Source organism: Bacillus sp. FSL K6-0069 (assembly GCF_038007785.1).
Classification (GTDB): domain Bacteria; phylum Bacillota; class Bacilli; order Bacillales; family Bacillaceae_G; genus Bacillus_A; species Bacillus_A mobilis.
Genome location: NZ_JBBOXN010000001.1, coordinates 3,324,118 through 3,342,725, shown reverse-complemented (window position 1 = coordinate 3,342,725; position 18,608 = coordinate 3,324,118). Strand labels below are relative to the sequence as shown.

Below are 18,608 nucleotides of genomic sequence, written 5' to 3'. Positions count from 1 at the left end.
AGATGAATTGGTATGTAATCATTCCAATGATAATTTCATTTATCGTTGTGTTTTTAATTGGTGTATATGCTTCAAGACGCGTACAAGCGACTGCTAATAATAAATTTTTACAAGAATATTTTCTTGGTGGGCGTGAGCTTGGCGGTTTATTATTAGCGATGACAATGATTGCTACGTACGGTAGTGCTAGTAGCTTTATTGGTGGTCCAGGTATTGCGTACAATATGGGCCTCGGATGGGTATTATTATCTGCGATTCAAGTTGTAACAGGGTATATCGTTTTAACGGTTATCGGTAAAAAGTTTGCAATTATCGCTAGGAAGATGGAAGCCATTACGCTTATCGATTATTTAAGGGGAAGATACAATAATAAAGCAGTTGTTATACTTTCTGCGTTATGTATTATTATCTTTTTATTTTCAGCAACAGTAGCTCAATGGGTCGGCGGTGGCCGATTAATTGAGTCGCTAACGGGTCTATCTTATACAACGGCACTATTTCTATTTACTTTTTCTGTACTTGTGTACGTATTAATTGGTGGATTTCGTGCAGTTGCTTTATCAGATACGCTATTAGGAATCATTATGTTAGTTGGAACGACAATCATTTTAATTGCTACTGTCATTGCTGGTGGTGGAATTGAAAAGATTATGCAGGAACTTGTTCAAATCAATCCGAATTTAATTACACCGTTCGGAGCGGATGGTAGTTTAACGAAATCATATGTGACATCATTTTGGATTTTAATTGGAATTGGCGTTGTTGGTTTACCGCAAATTAGCGTGCGTGCCATGTCTTATAAAAATTCAAAAGCTATGCATCAAGCATTAATAATTGGAACAGTTGTTGTAGGTACAATTATGATTGGTATGCATTTAACAGGTGTATTTGCAAGAGTCGTACTTCCAGGTATAACGGTACCGGATAAAGTCATGCCGCTACTCGCGATGGAAGTGTTGCCACCTTGGTTAGCCGGTGTTTTCTTAGCTGCGCCAATGGCAGCAATTATGTCTACAGTAAACTCGTTATTGTTACTTGTAAGTTCATCAATTATTAAAGACATATACGTAAATTACATAAATAAAGATGCAGCAGACAGTACGATCAGAAAAGGAAGTTTGTGGATTACTGGTATCGTAGGGCTGCTCGTTTATGCAGCAGCAATTAAACCACCAGATTTTTTAATATGGTTAAATTTATTTTCTTTCGGTGGATTAGAAGCAGCATTCATTTGGCCAATCGTATTAGGGTTATATTGGAGTAAAGGAAATGCAACAGGAGCACTTGCTTCTATTTTAGTTGGGGTAGGCTCATATATGTGTATCCATCTTTTCTATCCAAATCCGTTCGGTATACATACAGTTGTCTTCCCAATTTGTTTAGCGTTTATCGCTTATATCATTGGAAGCATGAGTGCTGTGAAGAAAAACAGTATAGGTTAGAGGAAGAACGTAGTCCTTATAGAGGACTGCGTTTTTTTGTGTGAATTTATTCTTTTTTATTCTGTATATGTAAGGTTATTCATAAATTAATAACAATTGAGGGGATGGAGTTGAGGTCGATGAAAAAAGTATTATTTTTGGGAGACCCAGGAATTGATGACTCTTTAGCCATCATGTACGGAATTATGCATCCTGATATTGATATTGTTGGTGTTGTAACCGGATATGGAAATGTCACGCAAGAAAAGGCGACGAGTAATGCAGCATATTTGCTGCAAATGGCGGGGCGGGAAGATATACCTGTTATAAATGGTGCAAAGATCCCTTTATCCGGGGATGTTACAACGTATTATCCAGAAATTCATGGGGCAGATGGATTAGGGCCGATTAAACCACCAAAAGCTTTTGCGCCAAATATAAAACCTTTTTGTGCTTTTTTTGATATTCTGGAAAAGTATAAAGGAGAATTAATCATTGTTGATGCTGGTAGGTCAACGACCCTAGCGACAGCATTTATTTTAGAAAAGCCGATGATGAAGTATGTGAAAGAATATTATATAATGGGCGGTGCTTTTTTAATGCCTGGCAATGTAACACCAGTCGCAGAGGCGAATTTTCATGGTGATCCCATTGCATCACAATTAGTTATGCAAAATGCTAAGAATGTGACATTAGTGCCACTTAACGTTACATCTGAAGCAATAATTACGCCAGAGATGGTAAAATATATTACGAAACACTCTAAAACGAGTTTTAATAAATTAATCGAGCCGATATTTACGTATTATTATAAAGCGTATAAAAAGTTAAACCCAAAAATAACAGGGAGCCCAGTACATGATGTCGTTACAATGATGGTTGCGGCAAATCCGTCTCTTTTAGATTATGTATATCGCCGAGTTGATATAGATACAGTTGGAATTGCGAAGGGTGAAAGCATTGCTGATTTCCGTCCTCAACCCGACTCAAAAGCTTTAAAGAATTGGGTGCGAATTGGTTGGTCGTTACATTATAAAAAATTTCTTGAAGACTTCGTGAAAATTATGACGTAGACATAATAGGAGAATACAAGTTAAAATAATGGAGACGGTTATTTAAATAACCGTCTCCATTATTTTTTAAAAAGATAAATAGAGAAGAGTTACACAATAGGAGAGGAATTTTACTTGAAAAAAACTATAGTATGCGCAGTAATTGTGGGTATTTTCGTTTTGCTAATATCGGGTAATTTTTTAGTGAAAAAAGTGTGGAGTTCAAATAATGATGATGCGCAGTATATAGCATCCTTTATTGAAGAACATAAAGATGAAAAAAATAGTGCGCTTCTAGTAAAGAGAAATGATAAAATTGTTTATTCTGTAAATCCAAATGTTGTATTGCCAGTTGCTAGTACGATGAAGTTAATCGTGGCGCTTGAATATACGAAACAAGTTACAGAAGGGAAAATTGATCCGTCTAGTTTTGTTTCCATTAATGATGTGAATCGTTATTACGTACCGAATACAGATGGCGGTGCACAAGATAGATGGCAAAAGTATTTACAAAAGACAGACAAGATAACAGAAGGAGCAGTTTCTTTAGAAGAAGTGGCAAAAGGAATGGTCAAATTTAGTTCGAATGCGAATGCTGAATATTTAATGGAAGTGTTAGGATTAGATAATATTAATCGGAATTTACAAAGTTTATCACTTCCAGCACATCAGCCGCTATTTCCGATTGTTTCATCTTTATACATCCCTGGATATTTGCATAAAGAACTACATGTTCCGAAATATAAAATAGAGAAAAAGTTAAAAGAAATGTCTCAAGAGCAATATCGTGAATATGCGATGATTATTCATGAACGCTTAAAAAAGAAGGGGCCATTATTACAGAAGGAAATTCCTCTTTACTTAGAGGAACGTTACGATAAAATTTGGTCAGATCGATTACCAGCAGCTTCTGCAAATGATTATATGGTATTGCTTCAAAAGGCGAATCATAAAGGTGGCCTAACAGAAGCCGAAGAAAAAGTGTGGGCGAATATCGTTGAAACAGATATGAGTGCTAAGAAATACCGTAAAACATTTAGACATGCAGGGCAAAAAAATGGCTATACGCCATGGACAGTTACAAAAGCAGTTTATGCCATGGATAAACGCGGGAACTGTACAGAAATTGTGTTCTTAGCAAATAATTTAAATGAAGACGACAGTGCAGAAATACGAAAACATTTAGCGAACTTACATTTCCAAGTGTTGCAAAGTGATAAGTATGATGCGACTTTTATTAAGTAAACTCGGTGCAGAGAGCACCGAGTTTATTTTTATCCCACTTTAATGGGCAGTAAGACCTCCACCTCAAAATTCAGCGAAAGCAAAGAATTAAGATGGGGGATCACCTGCCCATAAAAGTCCGATTGGTGAGGGCTGATTAAAGTTTCGCTTTATGTACAAGCACTTTTTTTCTATCTCTGGGTATGATGGGTAGTAATACTTAGGTGAGAGGGGAAAAGGTGATGAAACAAAGTAAAGAAGAGTTTATAAAGAGTGAAGGCGCTGATTTCCCTGGGAAAACATATGTCGATTGTGTATTACAACATGTATTTCATTTTCAGCGAGATTACTTATTAAAAGATATGTTTCAAGTGCATAAAGCGCATATTGCGATGCTGACGGAAGAGAATTTAATGAAAAAGGAAGAAGCTAAAGTTATATTACATGCACTAAAAAAGATAGAGGGAATTCCAAAAGATCAATTGCTATATACAGAACAGCATGAAGATCTCTTTTTTTTAGTCGAACATTTAATTTTTCAAGAAGCGAAATGCGATTTTGTAAGTAATATGCATATTGGCAGAAGTAGAAATGATATGGGTGTAACGATGTATCGCATGAGTTTAAGGCGGTATGTATTACGATTAATGGAGCATCATTTGTTATTGCAAGAAAGTATATTGCAACTTTCCTATGATCACAAGGAAACGATTATGCCAGCTTATACACATACACAACCAGCACAGCCAACAACATTTGGTCATTATATGTTAGCGATTTATGATACGATGCAAAGAGATTTAGAACGAATGAAACGAACGTACAAACTTTTAAATCAATCTCCAATGGGAGCTGCGGCTCTTTCTACAACGAGTTTTCCGATTAAACGAGAGCGAGTTGCCAATTTACTTGGGTTTACTAATGTAATTGAGAACTCATATGATGCTGTTGCTGGAGCGGATTATTTATTAGAAGTTAGCTCGTTACTTATGGTAATTATGACGAATACGAGCAGATGGATTCATGACTTCTTACTATTAGCGACGAAGGAATATGATGGTATTACTGTTGCGAAGCCATATGTACAAATTAGTAGTATTATGCCGCAAAAGCGAAATCCAGTTTCAATTGAGCATGCGCGTGCAATTACGAGTAGCGCTTTAGGAGAAGCGTTTACAGTATTTCAAATGATCCATAATACGCCATTTGGTGATATTGTCGATACAGAAGATGATTTGCAGCCGTATTTATATAAAGGAATTGAAAAGACCATTCGTGTTTTTTGTATTATGAATGCAGTGATTCGAACGATGAAAGTAGAAGAAGAAACGTTGAAAAGTCGTTCTTATAAACATGCAATTACGATAACTGATTTCGCAGATGTTTTAACAAAAAACTATGACATTCCATTTCGGCAGGCGCATCATGCAGCAAGTGTTATTGCGAAAATGTCATTGGATCAACAAAAGGAGCTACATGAATTACATTTAAAAGATGTAAATATATACTTACAAGAAAACTTTAAAATATATTTATTAAAAAAAGAGTGGGAAGAGATTGTATCGCCAGAAGCATTTATTCAAAAAAGAAATGTATACGGTGGACCGAGTAAAAAAGAAATGGAGCGCATGATTAAAAATCGAAAAGAGTCATTTCAAAATGAAGAAGAGGTATTTGAAAGGGAAAAACAAAGAATTTTACAAGCTGAAACGGATTTGAATACGTTAGCTTTGAATATTATTGGATCGTAAAAGAAGGATTTAGAGAATTAATCGCCAATACTGTAGGAAACTATAAATAGAGAGAAGAGATTGTCGATGATTCCATTACATGTATATGAAGAGATTCTTACTTTTAAAGAAGAGGTTACGCCATTTTTAGAAAAGAATGAGCAGGAAAATAATCTCATATTAGGTGTATTACAAATGGTCCAACAACCGATATTTATGGGGGTAGTAAAACAAGAGGAAGAAATTGCAGTTGTATTTCTTCAAACAGAAGAGAAGAAACAAATCATTGTTGCTACGTCTGAAATTGCGGAAGAGGACATCGAGGAACTTGCAAAGGAACTAACGAAAGTATATCCAAATGTTCCTGGATTAATTGGTAATAAGAAAATTGTACAGAAATTAGCGGAAGAGATTGCGACGTTAGAACAGAAAAAAACTACTGTTGCAATGGAGCAAGGTGTATATGAATTAAAACAAGTAAAGAAAAAGTGGAACGGAGATGGAATCTTTCGAGAAGTAAGTAGTGAGGAGCTACCATTAATAGAACAGTGGATATATCAATTTTGCGAAGATGTGAAGCTTCCTACTACGAAAGAAGAAGCGAAACAAACCGCCCATACATTAATTACTAATCGTCGTCTTTTTGGTCTAGAAGTAGACGGGAAACTTGTTTCTGTAGCTGCAAAAACGAGGCCAACTACAAACAATATAACAGTTAATTTCGTATATACACCGAAAGAAGCGCGGAAAAAAGGGTACGCATCTAGTTGTGTCGCTGCACTTAGTCAACGTATGTTAGACGGAGGTTACAAAACAACGACTTTATATACGGATCTAGCAAATCCGACATCAAATAAAATTTACCAAGAGATTGGTTATGAACAAATTGCGGAGTCTGTACTTATATTTTTAGAGAAATAAAATGAAAGGCACGCTAGTAGAGCGTGCCTTTTTGTTATTCATCAATTCGAATTACTTCACCGTGCGGGAAATTCTCAGTTTCTAGTAAGCTACGAATTGCTTTCGCAACGTATTCAGGTGATAGTAGTTTTCCTTCTTCTTTTAGTGTGATGAAGCGATCTAAATGTATGAAGTCTTCTTTATTTGTTTCACGAATTTGTGCTTGCATACTTGTATCAACAACACCAGGTGCAAATGCGACGATTTTTACCGGATATTCTTTTTCTGCTTCTTCGGTTGCTACGCACTGTGTAAACATATTTACACCAGCTTTCGTTGTACAATAAGCGCCCCAGCCAAAGTAAGGATTTTTTCCTGCACCAGATGAAATGTTTATAACACGTTTATCTATTTTCCAGTCTTTCGTATGTTTCATAAAAGTGGAGGTAAGAATCATAGGTGCAAGTAAATTAATTTGAACGTTCGTAATGAGCAGTTCGCTTTCAGCTTTTTCTATTGGTTTCATTGGTGCGAGTGTACCAGCGTTATTAATTAAATGAATAGATGATACAGTGTTTTCTGGAATAGATGAAATGATTTCGTTAAAGTTCGTTTCTAAATTATGTACATCTTGAAGATCTAAGGAGTGGAAAATACAATTGCTGTTATATTGCTCTGCGAGTTTCGTAAGCTCTTTATTTTCTCTTCTAGAAATAGAGATGATACTCGTGTTTTCTTCTAACAATTGCGCAGCAATTGCTTCACCTAAACCTTGTGAAGTTCCTGTTACGATAACATAACGCATAGTGTAGTAAGCTCCTCTCGTATGTGCGGAATTTTGTTGGACAAAGTACATTGCATAGTTTGTCTACATTTTATAGTATAGAGCACTTTTTACTATAATTGAAATGAGATGATTGTGTGCCTTTTATAAATCGTTTTACAACAACAGTACCTGGTGCCGTCACGTTCACTGGGAATACGCTGGGACTTAGTCCTACATCACCTGCACCAGGTAATATTTTTGGTACACTTGCTGTGTTTACGACAGTAAATACAGCGTTGCAAGTACCAGGATTCCCAGCAGGGACAACAGATGAGTGGCAATTGAATTCTTCAAGTGCAATTTTAAATCTTCCAGCGGGAAGCAGTGTGTTATATGCAGAATTAGTTTGGGCCGGTACTTTCCGGACTGATACGGAAGATGTTTTACCTTTTTTAAATGATAACATTACATTTACAACGCCAGCAGGGACGTTTTCTGTTACGCCAGATCCTGCTACCGCGCAACAAGGTTCAGTAGGAAACCAATTTTATTACGCTCGCTCTGCTAATGTAACGAATCTTGTTAGTGCAGGTGGGGCAGGAACTTATACAACGGGTGCAGTGCCAGCCACAAGAACTTCATCTGATCCAACTATCAGTCGTTCGGCTGGTTGGACACTTGAGGTTGTTTATCAAAATGCAAGTTTGCCACTTCGGAATTTGTCAGTTTATGCAGGTCAAGAAATTATCGATGCTTCATCACCACCGGTTGATGCTACTATTTCAGGATTTGCTACCCCAGCCACAGGAGTTGTAACAGGACGAGTGCTCGTAACTGCTCAAGAAGGTGATTCTAATATTGTTGGAGATCAACTTCGCTTTGGACCGAATGCAAATGCTACAGTTGCATTATCCGGCCCGAGAAACCCTGCTAATAATTTCTTTCAGTCACAAATTTGTAACGACATTGGAGAGTTAGATACAACTGGAACGTTTGGAGATTTGAATCAGCCATTAGGGATAGCTTTAGCGGTCCGAAGGCAAGGGTGGGATATTACAAATGTAAATGCCTCTGCATCATTAGTAAACAATCAAACGTCAGCAACGGTTCGATTCGTTACAAATGGAGATGGATACGCTGCAGCTGGTTTTGGGGTTCAAATTGATGCAACGGGGCCAAGTATTAATCCTGTTAAATCGGTCAATAGAACAGTTGCAGGAGTTGGAGATATTCTTACCTACACAATTACAGTTCCTAATACAGGTACAGGAAGTGCAGAAAATGTTATATTACAAGACAGTATTCCGAACGGAACGACGTTTGTTACAGGTAGTGTAACAGTAGGGGGAGTAACACAGCCGAATGCGAACCCTGCTAATGGAATTAATTTAGGCACAATCCCAAATAACACGCAAAGAGTTGTTACATTTCAAGTGCGAATAACATCGTTCCCAAACCCAAATCCTATTTCAAATCGTGCAATGGTCTCATATCAATTCCGTCCTTTTGTCGGTAGTCCACCTATTACTAGTATGTCTTCTTCAAATACAGTACAAACGACAGTGAATCAAGCAACTATAAGTATGCAAAAATCTGTAGATTTACAGACGGCAACACTTAATGATGTATTAACGTACACAGTTAACGTAACGAATAATGGAAACGTCACTGCGAACAATGTTATTTTTGTTGATAGCATCCCTGTTGGAACAACATTTGTCGCAAATAGCGTTACGGTAAATGGAGTAGCGCGTCCAGGAGCGAATCCAGCAAGCAGTATTAATATAGGAAGTATTAATGCATCGCAAACCACTGTAGTGCGCTTTCAAGTTCGAGTAACATCGAATCCTCTTGTCAATCCAATTCCAAACCGCGCGAGTGTAACATTTAACTTTATTCCAGTGCCTGGTCAACAACCAGTTTCAGGGCAAGCGACAAGTAATACTGTAGTTACGACAATTAATATAGCTGAAATAACAACGAGAAAAACAGTGGATAAAGCTTTTGCGACGGTTAACGATGTTCTTACGTACACGGTAACAATTCAAAATACAGGAAATGTACTTGCGACGAATGTTATTTTTCAAGATCCAATCCCAACTGGAACGACTTTTATCGCAAATAGTGTAACTGTAGATGGAATTTCGCAACCTGGAGCAAATCCGGGAACTGGGTTTACAGTTGCTAACATATCTCCAGGTGGAAGTAGGACAGTTACATTTCAAGTACGAGTAACTTCCACGCCATCAGGAGGTACGATTGCGAATCGCGGAAATGTATCTGCTAATTTCATCGTTAAACCGAATCAACCACCAGTAACGATTAATAGACAAACGAATACAGTTGTGACACAAGTGAATACAGGTGGTTTAAATGTAATAAAAGAAGTGAATACAACACAAGCAGCAGTCGGTGACACTTTAACGTACACGATTGCCGTTCAAAATACAGGAAACGTTCCGTTAACAAATGTATTTTTCCAAGACCCTATTCCTTCTGCTGTTTTATTTGTTGCAAATTCTGTAACAATTAATGGAGTACCGCAAAGTGGATTGAGTCCAAATACAGGATTTTCTCTTCCGAATATTTCTGCGGCTCAAACCGTTGTAGTCACATTTGACGTATTAATTGTACAGGATCCAGAAAATGAAGATATTTTAAATCAAGCAAATGTAACAGCGAGTTTTCAGGTGAATCCGAGTGAACCACCAGTAACAATCAATGTTCCGAGTAATGTTGTGAATACAACAGTACAATCAGGGAACTTTGAAGTTGTGAAATCAGTGAACACGGATGTTGCAACAGTAGGGGATGTTTTAGTATATACAATCGAAATTATAAATGCAGGTAGTGTACCAGCTACAAATGTATTTTTCCAAGATTCAATTCCACAAGGGACATTATTTATTGAAAATAGTGTAGTTGTTAATGGTGTTTTACAAGAAGGGGCAGATCCAGAACTTGGATTCCCATTAAATAATTTGCCTACTGGCGCGAGTGCAATTGTTACGTTTGAAGTATTAATTGATGAAATTCCCCAAGGAAATAATGTCGTAAATAATGCGAATGTAACTGGAGATTTCCTTGTAAATCCAACAGAGCCACCAATTACTGTAACAGTACCAAGTAATACTGTTATGACAGCGGTGAATTCTTCAGGGTTAAATGTAATGAAGAGTGTAAGCGCTACTGAAGCAGGAGTAGGAGATACGTTAACGTATACGGTTCGTATACAAAATAGTGGAACGGTAGCAGCGACAAATGTGTCATTCCTTGATCCAATTCCATCTGGAACCACTTTTGTAGCGAATAGTGTAACAATAAATGGGATATCTCAACCCGGTTTAAACCCAACAACTGGATTTCCACTTGCTAATATTCCAGTAGGAGGGATGGTAACAGTTACTTTTCAAGTGACGATCACGAGTGTACCACCAAATAGAGTTCTTCCGAATAATGCGAATGTAACTGCGGATTTCCAAGTAAGTCCTCTCCAGCCACCAATTACAATCGTGACGATTAGTAATATTGTTGTGACGCGAGTAAATGTGGGATCACTAAATGTAATGAAGAGTGTAAATACACCACAAGCAGGAGTAGGAGATACGTTAACGTATACGATTCTTATTCAAAATACAGGAACTGTTCCTGCAACGAATATTATTTTTCAAGATCCAATTCCGTCGGGTACTGCGTTTGTAGCAAATAGTGTGACGATAAATGGAGTTGTTCAACAAGGTGCGAATCCTATGGCAGGATTCCCAGTACCGAATATTCCGGTCGGACAAACGGCTACGATTACGTTTCAAGTTACAGTGACGAGTGTTCCGAGCGGTGGAAATATAAGAAACCAATCGAACGTTACTGCAAGTTTTCTTATAAATCCTGCAAACCCTCCAATAACGACTGTTACGAATAGTAACTTTGTAGTGACGCAAGTAAATACAGCTCGATTAAATATACAAAAATCTTCATCTGTACAACAAGCTGCACTTGGAGAAACTTACACGTATTCTATAGTCATTAGAAATAATGGAACGGTAACAGCGACGAATGTGTCATTCCTTGATCCAATTGCTCTAGAAACAACTTTTGTAGCAAATAGTGTAACGATAAATGGAACGCCTCAACCTGGATTTGATCCAAATATAGGTTTTACGCTTCCTAATATCGCTGCTGGAACAGCATTGACTGTAACGTTCCAAGTAACAGTAGTTGCGCCATCCACACGAGGAGTTGTACTAAACACGGCATCTGCTACAGCTACTTTTTTATTAAATCCTTTACAGCCCCCTGTAACAACGACGAATACAAGTAATACGACAGTAGTTACAATACCATTACCTCCTCCTGGTGAAGTAACAGCAATAAAAACAGTAAATGTTGCCGCTGGAGCTGTTGGAGATGTATTAACGTATACAGTGCTAATAACGAATGTAGGAATTATTCCTGTTACAGATGTACTTTTTCAAGATGTTATTCCGGAAGGGACAACGTTTGTTGACAATAGTGTAACGATAGGTGGAATACAGCAACTTGGATTAAATCCAGAAATAGGCTTTACAGTTAGTCCATTATTAAATGCTGGAGCGAGTATTTCTGTAACGTTCCAAGTGACCATTACGGAAATTCCAGATAATGAAGTCATATTAAATGATGCTGACGTTACATTTACTTCACAACCGAATCCGCAGGAGCCACCGATTACGCAAACGATATTAACGAATTTAGTCGTTACGACAATTAATATAGCTTCAATTTTCCCAGTAAAAATAGTAGATAAAGAGGCGGCGACGGTTGGGGAAATATTAACTTACGATGTCCTAATTTTTAACTTTGGAACAGTGCCGGCAACGAATGTTCAATTTCTTGATTCAAGTACGAGTGGTGTAGCATTTGTACCAGGAAGTGTGAGTATAAACGGCGTCCCGGAACCTGGATTAGATCCGTTTATAGGCTTTACAGTTCCCGATATACCTGTAGATGATTTTGTGCTTGTCACATATCAAGAGATGGTAACGAGTATTCCTCAAGGGGGAACAGTTGTAAACTTTGTAGATGTTACGGCTACATTTGCTGTAAGTGAAACAGAGCCGCCTATTACTGAAACGACAACAAGTAATACGACATTAACAGAAATCAATGAACCTGGATTCAACGTTTTAAAATCAGTAAGTCAGCCAATTGTTGCAGTAGGCGATACAATCACATATACAACAGTAGTTCAAAATACGGGAACAGTGTTAGCGACGAATGTTCAATATAGTGATGTATTACCGTCCTCAATAACATTGGTACCGGATAGTGTAACGATAGATGGTGTGCTACAACCTGGATTCAATCCTAATAATGGATTCCCGCTTCCAGATATAAACCCAGGAGGAAGTGTAGAAGTCACATTCCAAGTAACCGTTGTCAGTGTTCCATCAAACGGAACAATAGCTAATACGGCGAATGTTACAGGAAATTTTATATTAGTACCAGGAGAACCACCAGTTGTAGTGAATCAGCCAAGTAACACAACGCTAACAACTGTAAATAGAGGAAGCTTTACTATTATTAAACAAGTAAATAGAGCAGCTACTCTAGTGGGGGACGTATTAACGTATACAGTGCAAATAACGAATACAGGAACAGTAACAGCAAATAATGTTCAATTTATTGATACGATTTCAGCAGGAGCGTCATTTGTACCAAATAGTGTAACGGTAAATGGAGCCCTGCAACCAAACTTAAATCCGATTACTGGCTTTGGAGTTGGAGATATACTCGTTGGGGAAACGGTTATAGTGACGTTTCAAGCGACAGTTATAAACATCCCGTCATCAGGAACAATCACGAACGTTGCAAATATAACAGGAAGCTTTACTTTAGTACCAGGAGAGCCACCGGTTGTAGTAACTGAACCGAGTAATACGACAATAACAAGGGTAAATAGAGGACGATTTAATGTTATAAAAACCGTGAATAAGCAAGCAACACGATTAGGAGATACGTTAACGTATAGTGTGCAAGTTACAAATACGGGAACGGTAACAGCGACCAATGTTCAGTTTATCGATGTTCCATCAACTAGTTTAGAATTCATTCCTGGAAGTGTACAGATAAATGGGATTCCGCAAGTAGGTTTAGATCCTTTTGTAGGCTTTTCATTACCGGATCTTGCAGTAGGGGATAGCGTATTAATTACATTTGAAGTAAATGTAATCGCAGTTCCACCTTCTAATAGTATTATGAATTCATCGAGTGTAACGGGTGATTTCGAATTGATTCCAGGAGAACCTCCGTTTACAATTACGAATACAAGTAATACGACAGTCACACCAGTAAATAGAGGTAGTTTAGATATGCTGAAAGAAGTAGATCATCCAATTGTTGGAGTAGGAGAAACAGTAACGTATACTGTTCGTATATTAAATACCGGTACTGCTGATGCGATGAATGTTCAATTTATAGATGTGTTATCTCAAGAAGCTGATTTCGTCGTAAATAGTGTAACGATAAATGGCGTTCCGCAGCCGGGGTTAAATCCGCAAGTTGGATTTACGATACCAGATATTCCGGTCGGTGAGACTGCACTTGTAACGTATGAAGCTACGATTACAAGTTTTCCGGATGGGGGTACAGTAGTCAACGTTGCTGGAGCGTTAGCAGAGTATATTTTAGTACCAGGAGAGCCGCCAATTACAGTAATGGACACGAGTAATACTGTTATTGTAACGGTAAATACTGCAATTTTATTTGTTGCAAAAGGAGCGGATTTTGAAGTAGCGATGGTAGGAGATGTTGTCACTTACGGAATTGCTGTTATAAATGATAGTACAGTTCCTGTGACGAATATTGTTTTAACAGATATCATTGATCCGAATACGTTATTTATAAATGGCACAGTAACAGTAAATGATGTACCTTTTCCATTTGCTAATCCGAATACTGGTATTCCGTTAGGTGATTTTCAGCCAAATGATGCAGCAATTATTAATTTTCAAGTTGTAATAACAGGAGGACAAATCAATAATTTAGTTACAAATACTGCTACAGCGAATGGGTTTGCAACTGTGAATCCAAATGAACCGCCTGTAGTAGTTGAAGCTGATAGTAACACAGTTGTTATCCCGTTTATTCCTCAAAATGTTTCAACGGCAGTCGTAAAAACTGCAGATCATCAAACAGCAACGATAGGCGATGTTATTACGTTTACGACAGTTATTACGAATACGGGGGATACTGTCATACAAAATATTCGTTTTCAAGATATGTTAGATAGTAGTGTTCGATTTGTCATTGGAAGTGTAACAGTTGATAATACGCCAGTGCCAAATGTAAACCCAGTATCAGGATTTCTTATAGGAAGTTTAAATCCAGGTGAAGCACGGACAGTTTCGTTCCAAGTAGCAGTGGAGAGTGCACCAAGCGGTTCAGGGAATTATATAAATCAAGCGAGTATTCGCTTTGAACATCAAGTAGGTACAGTGTTACCACCTGTTACACAAATAATAGAAAGTAATATTGTTGTCATACCGTTTGTCCCAACAATTGAACAAATTTGTGAAACAAACTTTAATTGCTTAGATATAATTCCATTTCAATGTTCTCCGTGTAATCAGTTGCACAGGCATAAAAAATAAAACAAAAAAGAGCATCCTAAAAGAATAGGATGCTCTTTTTATGTGTATTGATCATATAGATTCATTTTCGGGCGAGGTAAAAAACTCGTTAATTTTGTTGGAAAGTAGAAATGGAATGGCTCCTTTTATAACAGAAATATCCCAGTCCCACCATGCGAGATTTTCTAGTTTTTCAATGATTTCCTGCGGGAAACGATATCGAACAAATTTTGCAGGATTACCAGCTACAATTGCATATGGTGGTACATCTTTTGTAACGACACTCTTTGCACCAATAATGGCACCGTTACCAATCGTAACACCAGATAAAATACAGGATTGATAACCAATCCATACATCATTGCCGACTACGATATTACCTTTTGAAGAAGGGTGACCAGTAATATGTGCTCCTTCATCAAAAAGTGCATTAAATGGGTAAGTCGTTATCCAGTCTGCGCGATGTTCACCACCAAGTATGAACACGACTTCTTCCCCTAATGAACAAAACTTACCTATTTTTAATTTTGTTTCATCATTCCAAGAAAAAATAGTTGGACCTACTTTACTGTAAGTATAATCACCGATATCATATTTATTATATTCAGGATTTTGATTTAAATATAACATACCAATTTTAGCATCCTCTCTAAAGCAAGTAATGGATATGGAACATTATATGCAACTTAGAATAAGTCGAACTGTGTTGTATGAATTGGTAATGCACAAATATAGTAGTAGATGCAACGAATAAAAAAGGAGTGGAATGAATGATATACGAAATGGGGTTATATAATAAACCTTTTCAATCAATTCAATCAGGACAAAAAGTATATGAAGTACGTTTATACGATACAAAACGTCAGCTTATAAAACAAGGAGATCATATTGTATTTACGAACCTTACGACGTCAGCAACGATGACTGTAAAAGTAACGGAAATAAAACGATACGAAAGTTTTAAAGCAATGTACGAACAAATTGATAAAAAATTATTGGATTGTGAAAATGATAGTTTGGAGGAGATGCTAGAAAATACATACAAAATATATACGAAAGAACAAGAACAAAAGTGGGGAACAGTTGCGATTGGTATTGAGGGAATAAAATGATAAGAAATCGCGGCGCGGCTATCATTGTGCAGGAAGGTAAAATTGCTCTTATAAAACGTATTCGAGAAGGGAAAACATATTATGTTTTTCCAGGCGGAGGAATTGAAAAAGGAGAAACACCTGAAGAAGCAACGAAGCGAGAGGTATATGAAGAGTTAGGGGTACATATAGAAGTGGAGCATCTAATTGCAACGGTGGAGTATAAGGGTACGGAGTATTATTATCATGCCTATATTACAGATGGAGTTTTCGGAAGTGGTGAAGCTGAGGAATTCGAGATGAAAGATAGAGGGATTTATATTCCATTGTGGTTGCCGATACATGAGTTGAAAAAAGTGAATATAAAACCGTATGAAGTGGTCGGAAGTATTTTCAATCATTACAAAATGTAAGGTCTGACAACATACAAAAAAAACCATTGACATAGTCTTCTGATTTAAGTATTGTATTCGAGTATGTTTATAATCAGGAGGTTTATATGAGCAATCAAACTACTACACATCATGTGAAAATGACAACAGCAGATCCATCTGGAATTGGTCTATTTGGATTAGCGATGGTAACACTTGTAGCATCATCTCAAAAGTTAGGCTTAACAGATGGCGTTTCACTTGTATTACCATGGGCAATCTTTTTAGGAGGATTCGCACAAATCTTTGCGTGCATTCACGATGCAAAGCATAACAATACGTTCGGTACAACAGCATTCGGTGCATACGGCCTATTTTGGTTAGGTGTTGGAATGACTTGGTTAATTCAACTTGGAGTATTTGGCGAAAAATTAGCACAAGCTGCAGATTCAAAACAGCTTGGGGTAGCCTTTATCGGATATTTGATTTTCACAATCTTTATGACAATTGGTGCAATGGAAACACATAAAGTATTATTTATGATTTTCGTCCTTATTGATTTCTTATTTATCGGTCTTTCATTAAGTACTTTAGGTGTTATGCCGCATGCAATGCATAATTTAGCAGCATATTCTGAACTTCTTATTTCATTATTATCTTTCTATGGTTCAGCAGCAGCAGTGTTAAATACACACTTCGGAAAAGTTGTTTTACCAGTTGGAAAGCCGTTTGGTATTTTTAAAAAGTAATAAAAAAGCACAGATGATTGTATAGTCATCTGTGCTTTTTTGTATGAAGTAAACGGAAATAATAAAAATATAATTGAAATTGATTCTCATTATTAATATAATGAGAATGAGAATCATTTATTGTAAGAGGGGGATGCCGAAGTGGCGAAAATTTTAATAGCTTATGCAAGTATGTCAGGAAATACAGAGAGTATTGCTGATTTAATTAAAGTTAGTTTAGATGCTTTTGATCATGAAGTAGTATTACAAGAAATGGAAGGCATGGATGCAGAAGAATTGTTAGTCTATGATGGAATTATTTTAGGATCTTATACGTGGGGCGATGGTGAGCTACCATTTGAAGCGGAAGATTTCCATGATGACTTAGATAATATAGATTTATCAGGGAAAAAAGTAGCGGTATTCGGATCAGGAGATACGGCATATGAACTGTTTTGTGAAGCGGTAACGATATTTGAAGAGAAACTTGTAGAACGCGGTGCAGAGCTTGTACAAGAAGGGTTGAAAATTGAACTAGCTCCAGAAGATGAAGAGGATGTTGAAAAATGCAGTAATTTTGCAATTGCATTTGCTGAGAAGTTCTAAGAATGGGAGTGTCAACGTGGAGACAATGCTAAGTGCGACCGCTATCACAAAGTTAAGAGATGGAAAACTTATGTTAGCTACTACATATAATGGCTTATTTATTGAACAAGACGGAGAATGGAAACAAATTTTAAATGGTTTTCAAAAACGAATTAGGGATTTACATAGCGAGGATAATGTAGTGTATGGTGTAGGGGACGAAGGGATTTTTATTCGTAGTATGAATGGTGGAGAGAACTGGACGGTGCAGCGTTTTCCAACAAAAGCAACGAGTTGGAATGTGTGTAGTAATGTACAAGGAACTGTCATTGCTCATGGAGATAAAACGTTGTATCATTCGAATGATTTTGGTTCGACATGGGAAACCATTCATCCATTTCTTGAGTATGGTGGCGAGGCACCATCTATTCGATCGTTATTTTTATATAAACATTACTTATTTATCGGTACGAAAATACATGCTAAATATGGTGGTGTTTGGCTCTTTAATTTGGAGACACGTAAATTAAAGAGGATTAAGATCGTGATGAATCAGATGATCTCAGCGTTGACTTTACACAATTCTTATATAGTAGCAGCCAGTGGGTCGTGCAAGGGGAGTAGCGGGAATATTTCTTTTTGTAAAATAGATGAAAGTATTGATAGTGAAAAAATATATTGGCACACATGTCAAAGTGAGCAGAAAGCAAGTAGCTATTTAGCCTTAAGTGTAGATCAACATGTGCTATATACAACGTCAACGCAAAATAAGGCGGGGATTAGTACGGTTTGTCGTGTACTCCTAGAAGAAGGACTTGTTACAGTATGTGACTCAGTTAAAGGGCATGGCTGGCGCATTGTTAACCAAAAAGAGGGCTATGTTGTAGCTGGATCAGGTGAATCAAAAGCAATGCAGCGGAAGAAAAAAGTTATATAGCAAAAAAAACTTTGCTTTTATTATAGTGATATGATATATTATATCTAAACCATTTTACTTTTAATAATATAGAGATTTAAATGAGCTGTAACTTCCGAGGAGGATAGCAATGTTAAATCTCCTCTGGGGTTGCAGTTTTTTAATGTCTGAAGTATTATTGTAAAGTGGTTGAAAATGAATATGTACATATAGGTAC

13 protein-coding genes are annotated in these 18,608 nt (G+C 37.1%); 11 read left to right on the top strand and 2 right to left on the bottom strand.

Annotated features, from left to right (window positions below; genetic code table 11):
- Nucleotides 1-2: 2 nt before the first annotated feature.
- From panF to MHB74_RS17120, 5 genes are all read left to right on the top strand, one after another.
- Nucleotides 3-1,442 carry a sodium/pantothenate symporter gene (gene panF / locus MHB74_RS17140; protein WP_061678474.1) on the top strand — a complete coding sequence of 480 codons (1,440 nt, stop codon included), beginning with the start codon at nucleotides 3-5 and terminating at the stop codon, nucleotides 1,440-1,442.
- A 119-nt stretch (nucleotides 1,443-1,561) separates the two neighbouring features.
- The gene (locus MHB74_RS17135; protein ID WP_061678473.1) at nucleotides 1,562-2,494 is read left to right on the top strand and encodes a nucleoside hydrolase; all 933 of its coding nucleotides are present in this window, start codon (nucleotides 1,562-1,564) and stop codon (nucleotides 2,492-2,494) included.
- A gap of 114 nt (nucleotides 2,495-2,608) precedes the next feature.
- On the top strand, nucleotides 2,609-3,718 hold the full coding sequence (locus MHB74_RS17130) for a serine hydrolase (protein WP_061678472.1): 1,110 nt from the start codon (nucleotides 2,609-2,611) through the stop codon (nucleotides 3,716-3,718).
- A 221-nt stretch (nucleotides 3,719-3,939) separates the two neighbouring features.
- Entirely contained in the window at nucleotides 3,940-5,448 is a 1,509-nt protein-coding gene (argH, locus tag MHB74_RS17125; RefSeq protein WP_061678471.1) for an argininosuccinate lyase, read from the top strand.
- Nucleotides 5,449-5,514: 66 nt separating this feature from the next.
- A complete protein-coding gene (locus MHB74_RS17120) occupies nucleotides 5,515-6,348 on the top strand; it encodes a GNAT family N-acetyltransferase (protein WP_061678470.1) in 834 nt (277 codons plus the stop codon).
- Between the two features lie 34 nt (nucleotides 6,349-6,382).
- Here the strand turns inward: MHB74_RS17120 and MHB74_RS17115 are convergent, their stop codons facing one another.
- Nucleotides 6,383-7,132, bottom strand: a complete 750-nt coding sequence (locus MHB74_RS17115) for a (S)-benzoin forming benzil reductase (protein ID WP_061678469.1) — start codon at nucleotides 7,130-7,132, stop codon at nucleotides 6,383-6,385.
- Nucleotides 7,133-7,248: 116 nt separating this feature from the next.
- Between MHB74_RS17115 and MHB74_RS17110 the strand changes: the two genes are divergently transcribed.
- Nucleotides 7,249-14,721: a DUF7507 domain-containing protein gene (locus MHB74_RS17110; protein WP_061678468.1), complete on the top strand. Its 7,473-nt coding sequence runs from the start codon at nucleotides 7,249-7,251 to the stop codon at nucleotides 14,719-14,721.
- Between the two features lie 51 nt (nucleotides 14,722-14,772).
- Here the strand turns inward: MHB74_RS17110 and MHB74_RS17105 are convergent, their stop codons facing one another.
- A complete protein-coding gene (locus MHB74_RS17105) occupies nucleotides 14,773-15,330 on the bottom strand; it encodes a CatB-related O-acetyltransferase (RefSeq protein WP_061678467.1) in 558 nt (185 codons plus the stop codon).
- Between the two features lie 140 nt (nucleotides 15,331-15,470).
- On the opposite strand from MHB74_RS17105, the gene MHB74_RS17100 reads away from it, so the two are divergent.
- The 5 genes from MHB74_RS17100 to MHB74_RS17080 all read left to right on the top strand — a co-directional run bounded on the left by MHB74_RS17100 (nucleotide 15,471) and on the right by MHB74_RS17080 (nucleotide 18,412).
- Nucleotides 15,471-15,812 (top strand): ASCH domain-containing protein, encoded by a 342-nt coding sequence (locus MHB74_RS17100; protein ID WP_061678466.1) that lies wholly within the window; start codon nucleotides 15,471-15,473, stop codon nucleotides 15,810-15,812.
- Nucleotides 15,809-16,204 (top strand): NUDIX hydrolase, encoded by a 396-nt coding sequence (locus MHB74_RS17095; RefSeq protein ID WP_061678465.1) that lies wholly within the window; start codon nucleotides 15,809-15,811, stop codon nucleotides 16,202-16,204. Before MHB74_RS17100 ends, MHB74_RS17095 begins: the two co-directional genes overlap by 4 nt.
- Before the next feature lie 86 nt (nucleotides 16,205-16,290).
- A complete protein-coding gene (locus MHB74_RS17090) occupies nucleotides 16,291-16,911 on the top strand; it encodes an acetate uptake transporter (RefSeq protein WP_000070938.1) in 621 nt (206 codons plus the stop codon).
- A gap of 141 nt (nucleotides 16,912-17,052) precedes the next feature.
- Nucleotides 17,053-17,496 (top strand): flavodoxin, encoded by a 444-nt coding sequence (locus MHB74_RS17085; RefSeq protein ID WP_001062768.1) that lies wholly within the window; start codon nucleotides 17,053-17,055, stop codon nucleotides 17,494-17,496.
- A 16-nt stretch (nucleotides 17,497-17,512) separates the two neighbouring features.
- Nucleotides 17,513-18,412 carry a WD40/YVTN/BNR-like repeat-containing protein gene (locus MHB74_RS17080; RefSeq protein WP_061678464.1) on the top strand — a complete coding sequence of 300 codons (900 nt, stop codon included), beginning with the start codon at nucleotides 17,513-17,515 and terminating at the stop codon, nucleotides 18,410-18,412.
- Nucleotides 18,413-18,608 lie beyond the last annotated feature (196 nt).

Coding starts and splice junctions, on each gene's coding strand:
- panF (WP_061678474.1), top strand. CDS start 3: ATGAATTGGTATGTAATCATTCCAATGATAATTTCATTTATCGTTGTG.
- MHB74_RS17135 (WP_061678473.1), top strand. CDS start 1,562: ATGAAAAAAGTATTATTTTTGGGAGACCCAGGAATTGATGACTCTTTA.
- argH (WP_061678471.1), top strand. CDS start 3,940: ATGAAACAAAGTAAAGAAGAGTTTATAAAGAGTGAAGGCGCTGATTTC.
- MHB74_RS17120 (WP_061678470.1), top strand. CDS start 5,515: ATGATTCCATTACATGTATATGAAGAGATTCTTACTTTTAAAGAAGAG.
- MHB74_RS17115 (WP_061678469.1), bottom strand. CDS start 7,132: ATGCGTTATGTTATCGTAACAGGAACTTCACAAGGTTTAGGTGAAGCA.
- MHB74_RS17105 (WP_061678467.1), bottom strand. CDS start 15,330: ATGTTATATTTAAATCAAAATCCTGAATATAATAAATATGATATCGGT.
- MHB74_RS17100 (WP_061678466.1), top strand. CDS start 15,471: ATGATATACGAAATGGGGTTATATAATAAACCTTTTCAATCAATTCAA.
- MHB74_RS17095 (WP_061678465.1), top strand. CDS start 15,809: ATGATAAGAAATCGCGGCGCGGCTATCATTGTGCAGGAAGGTAAAATT.
- MHB74_RS17090 (WP_000070938.1), top strand. CDS start 16,291: ATGAGCAATCAAACTACTACACATCATGTGAAAATGACAACAGCAGAT.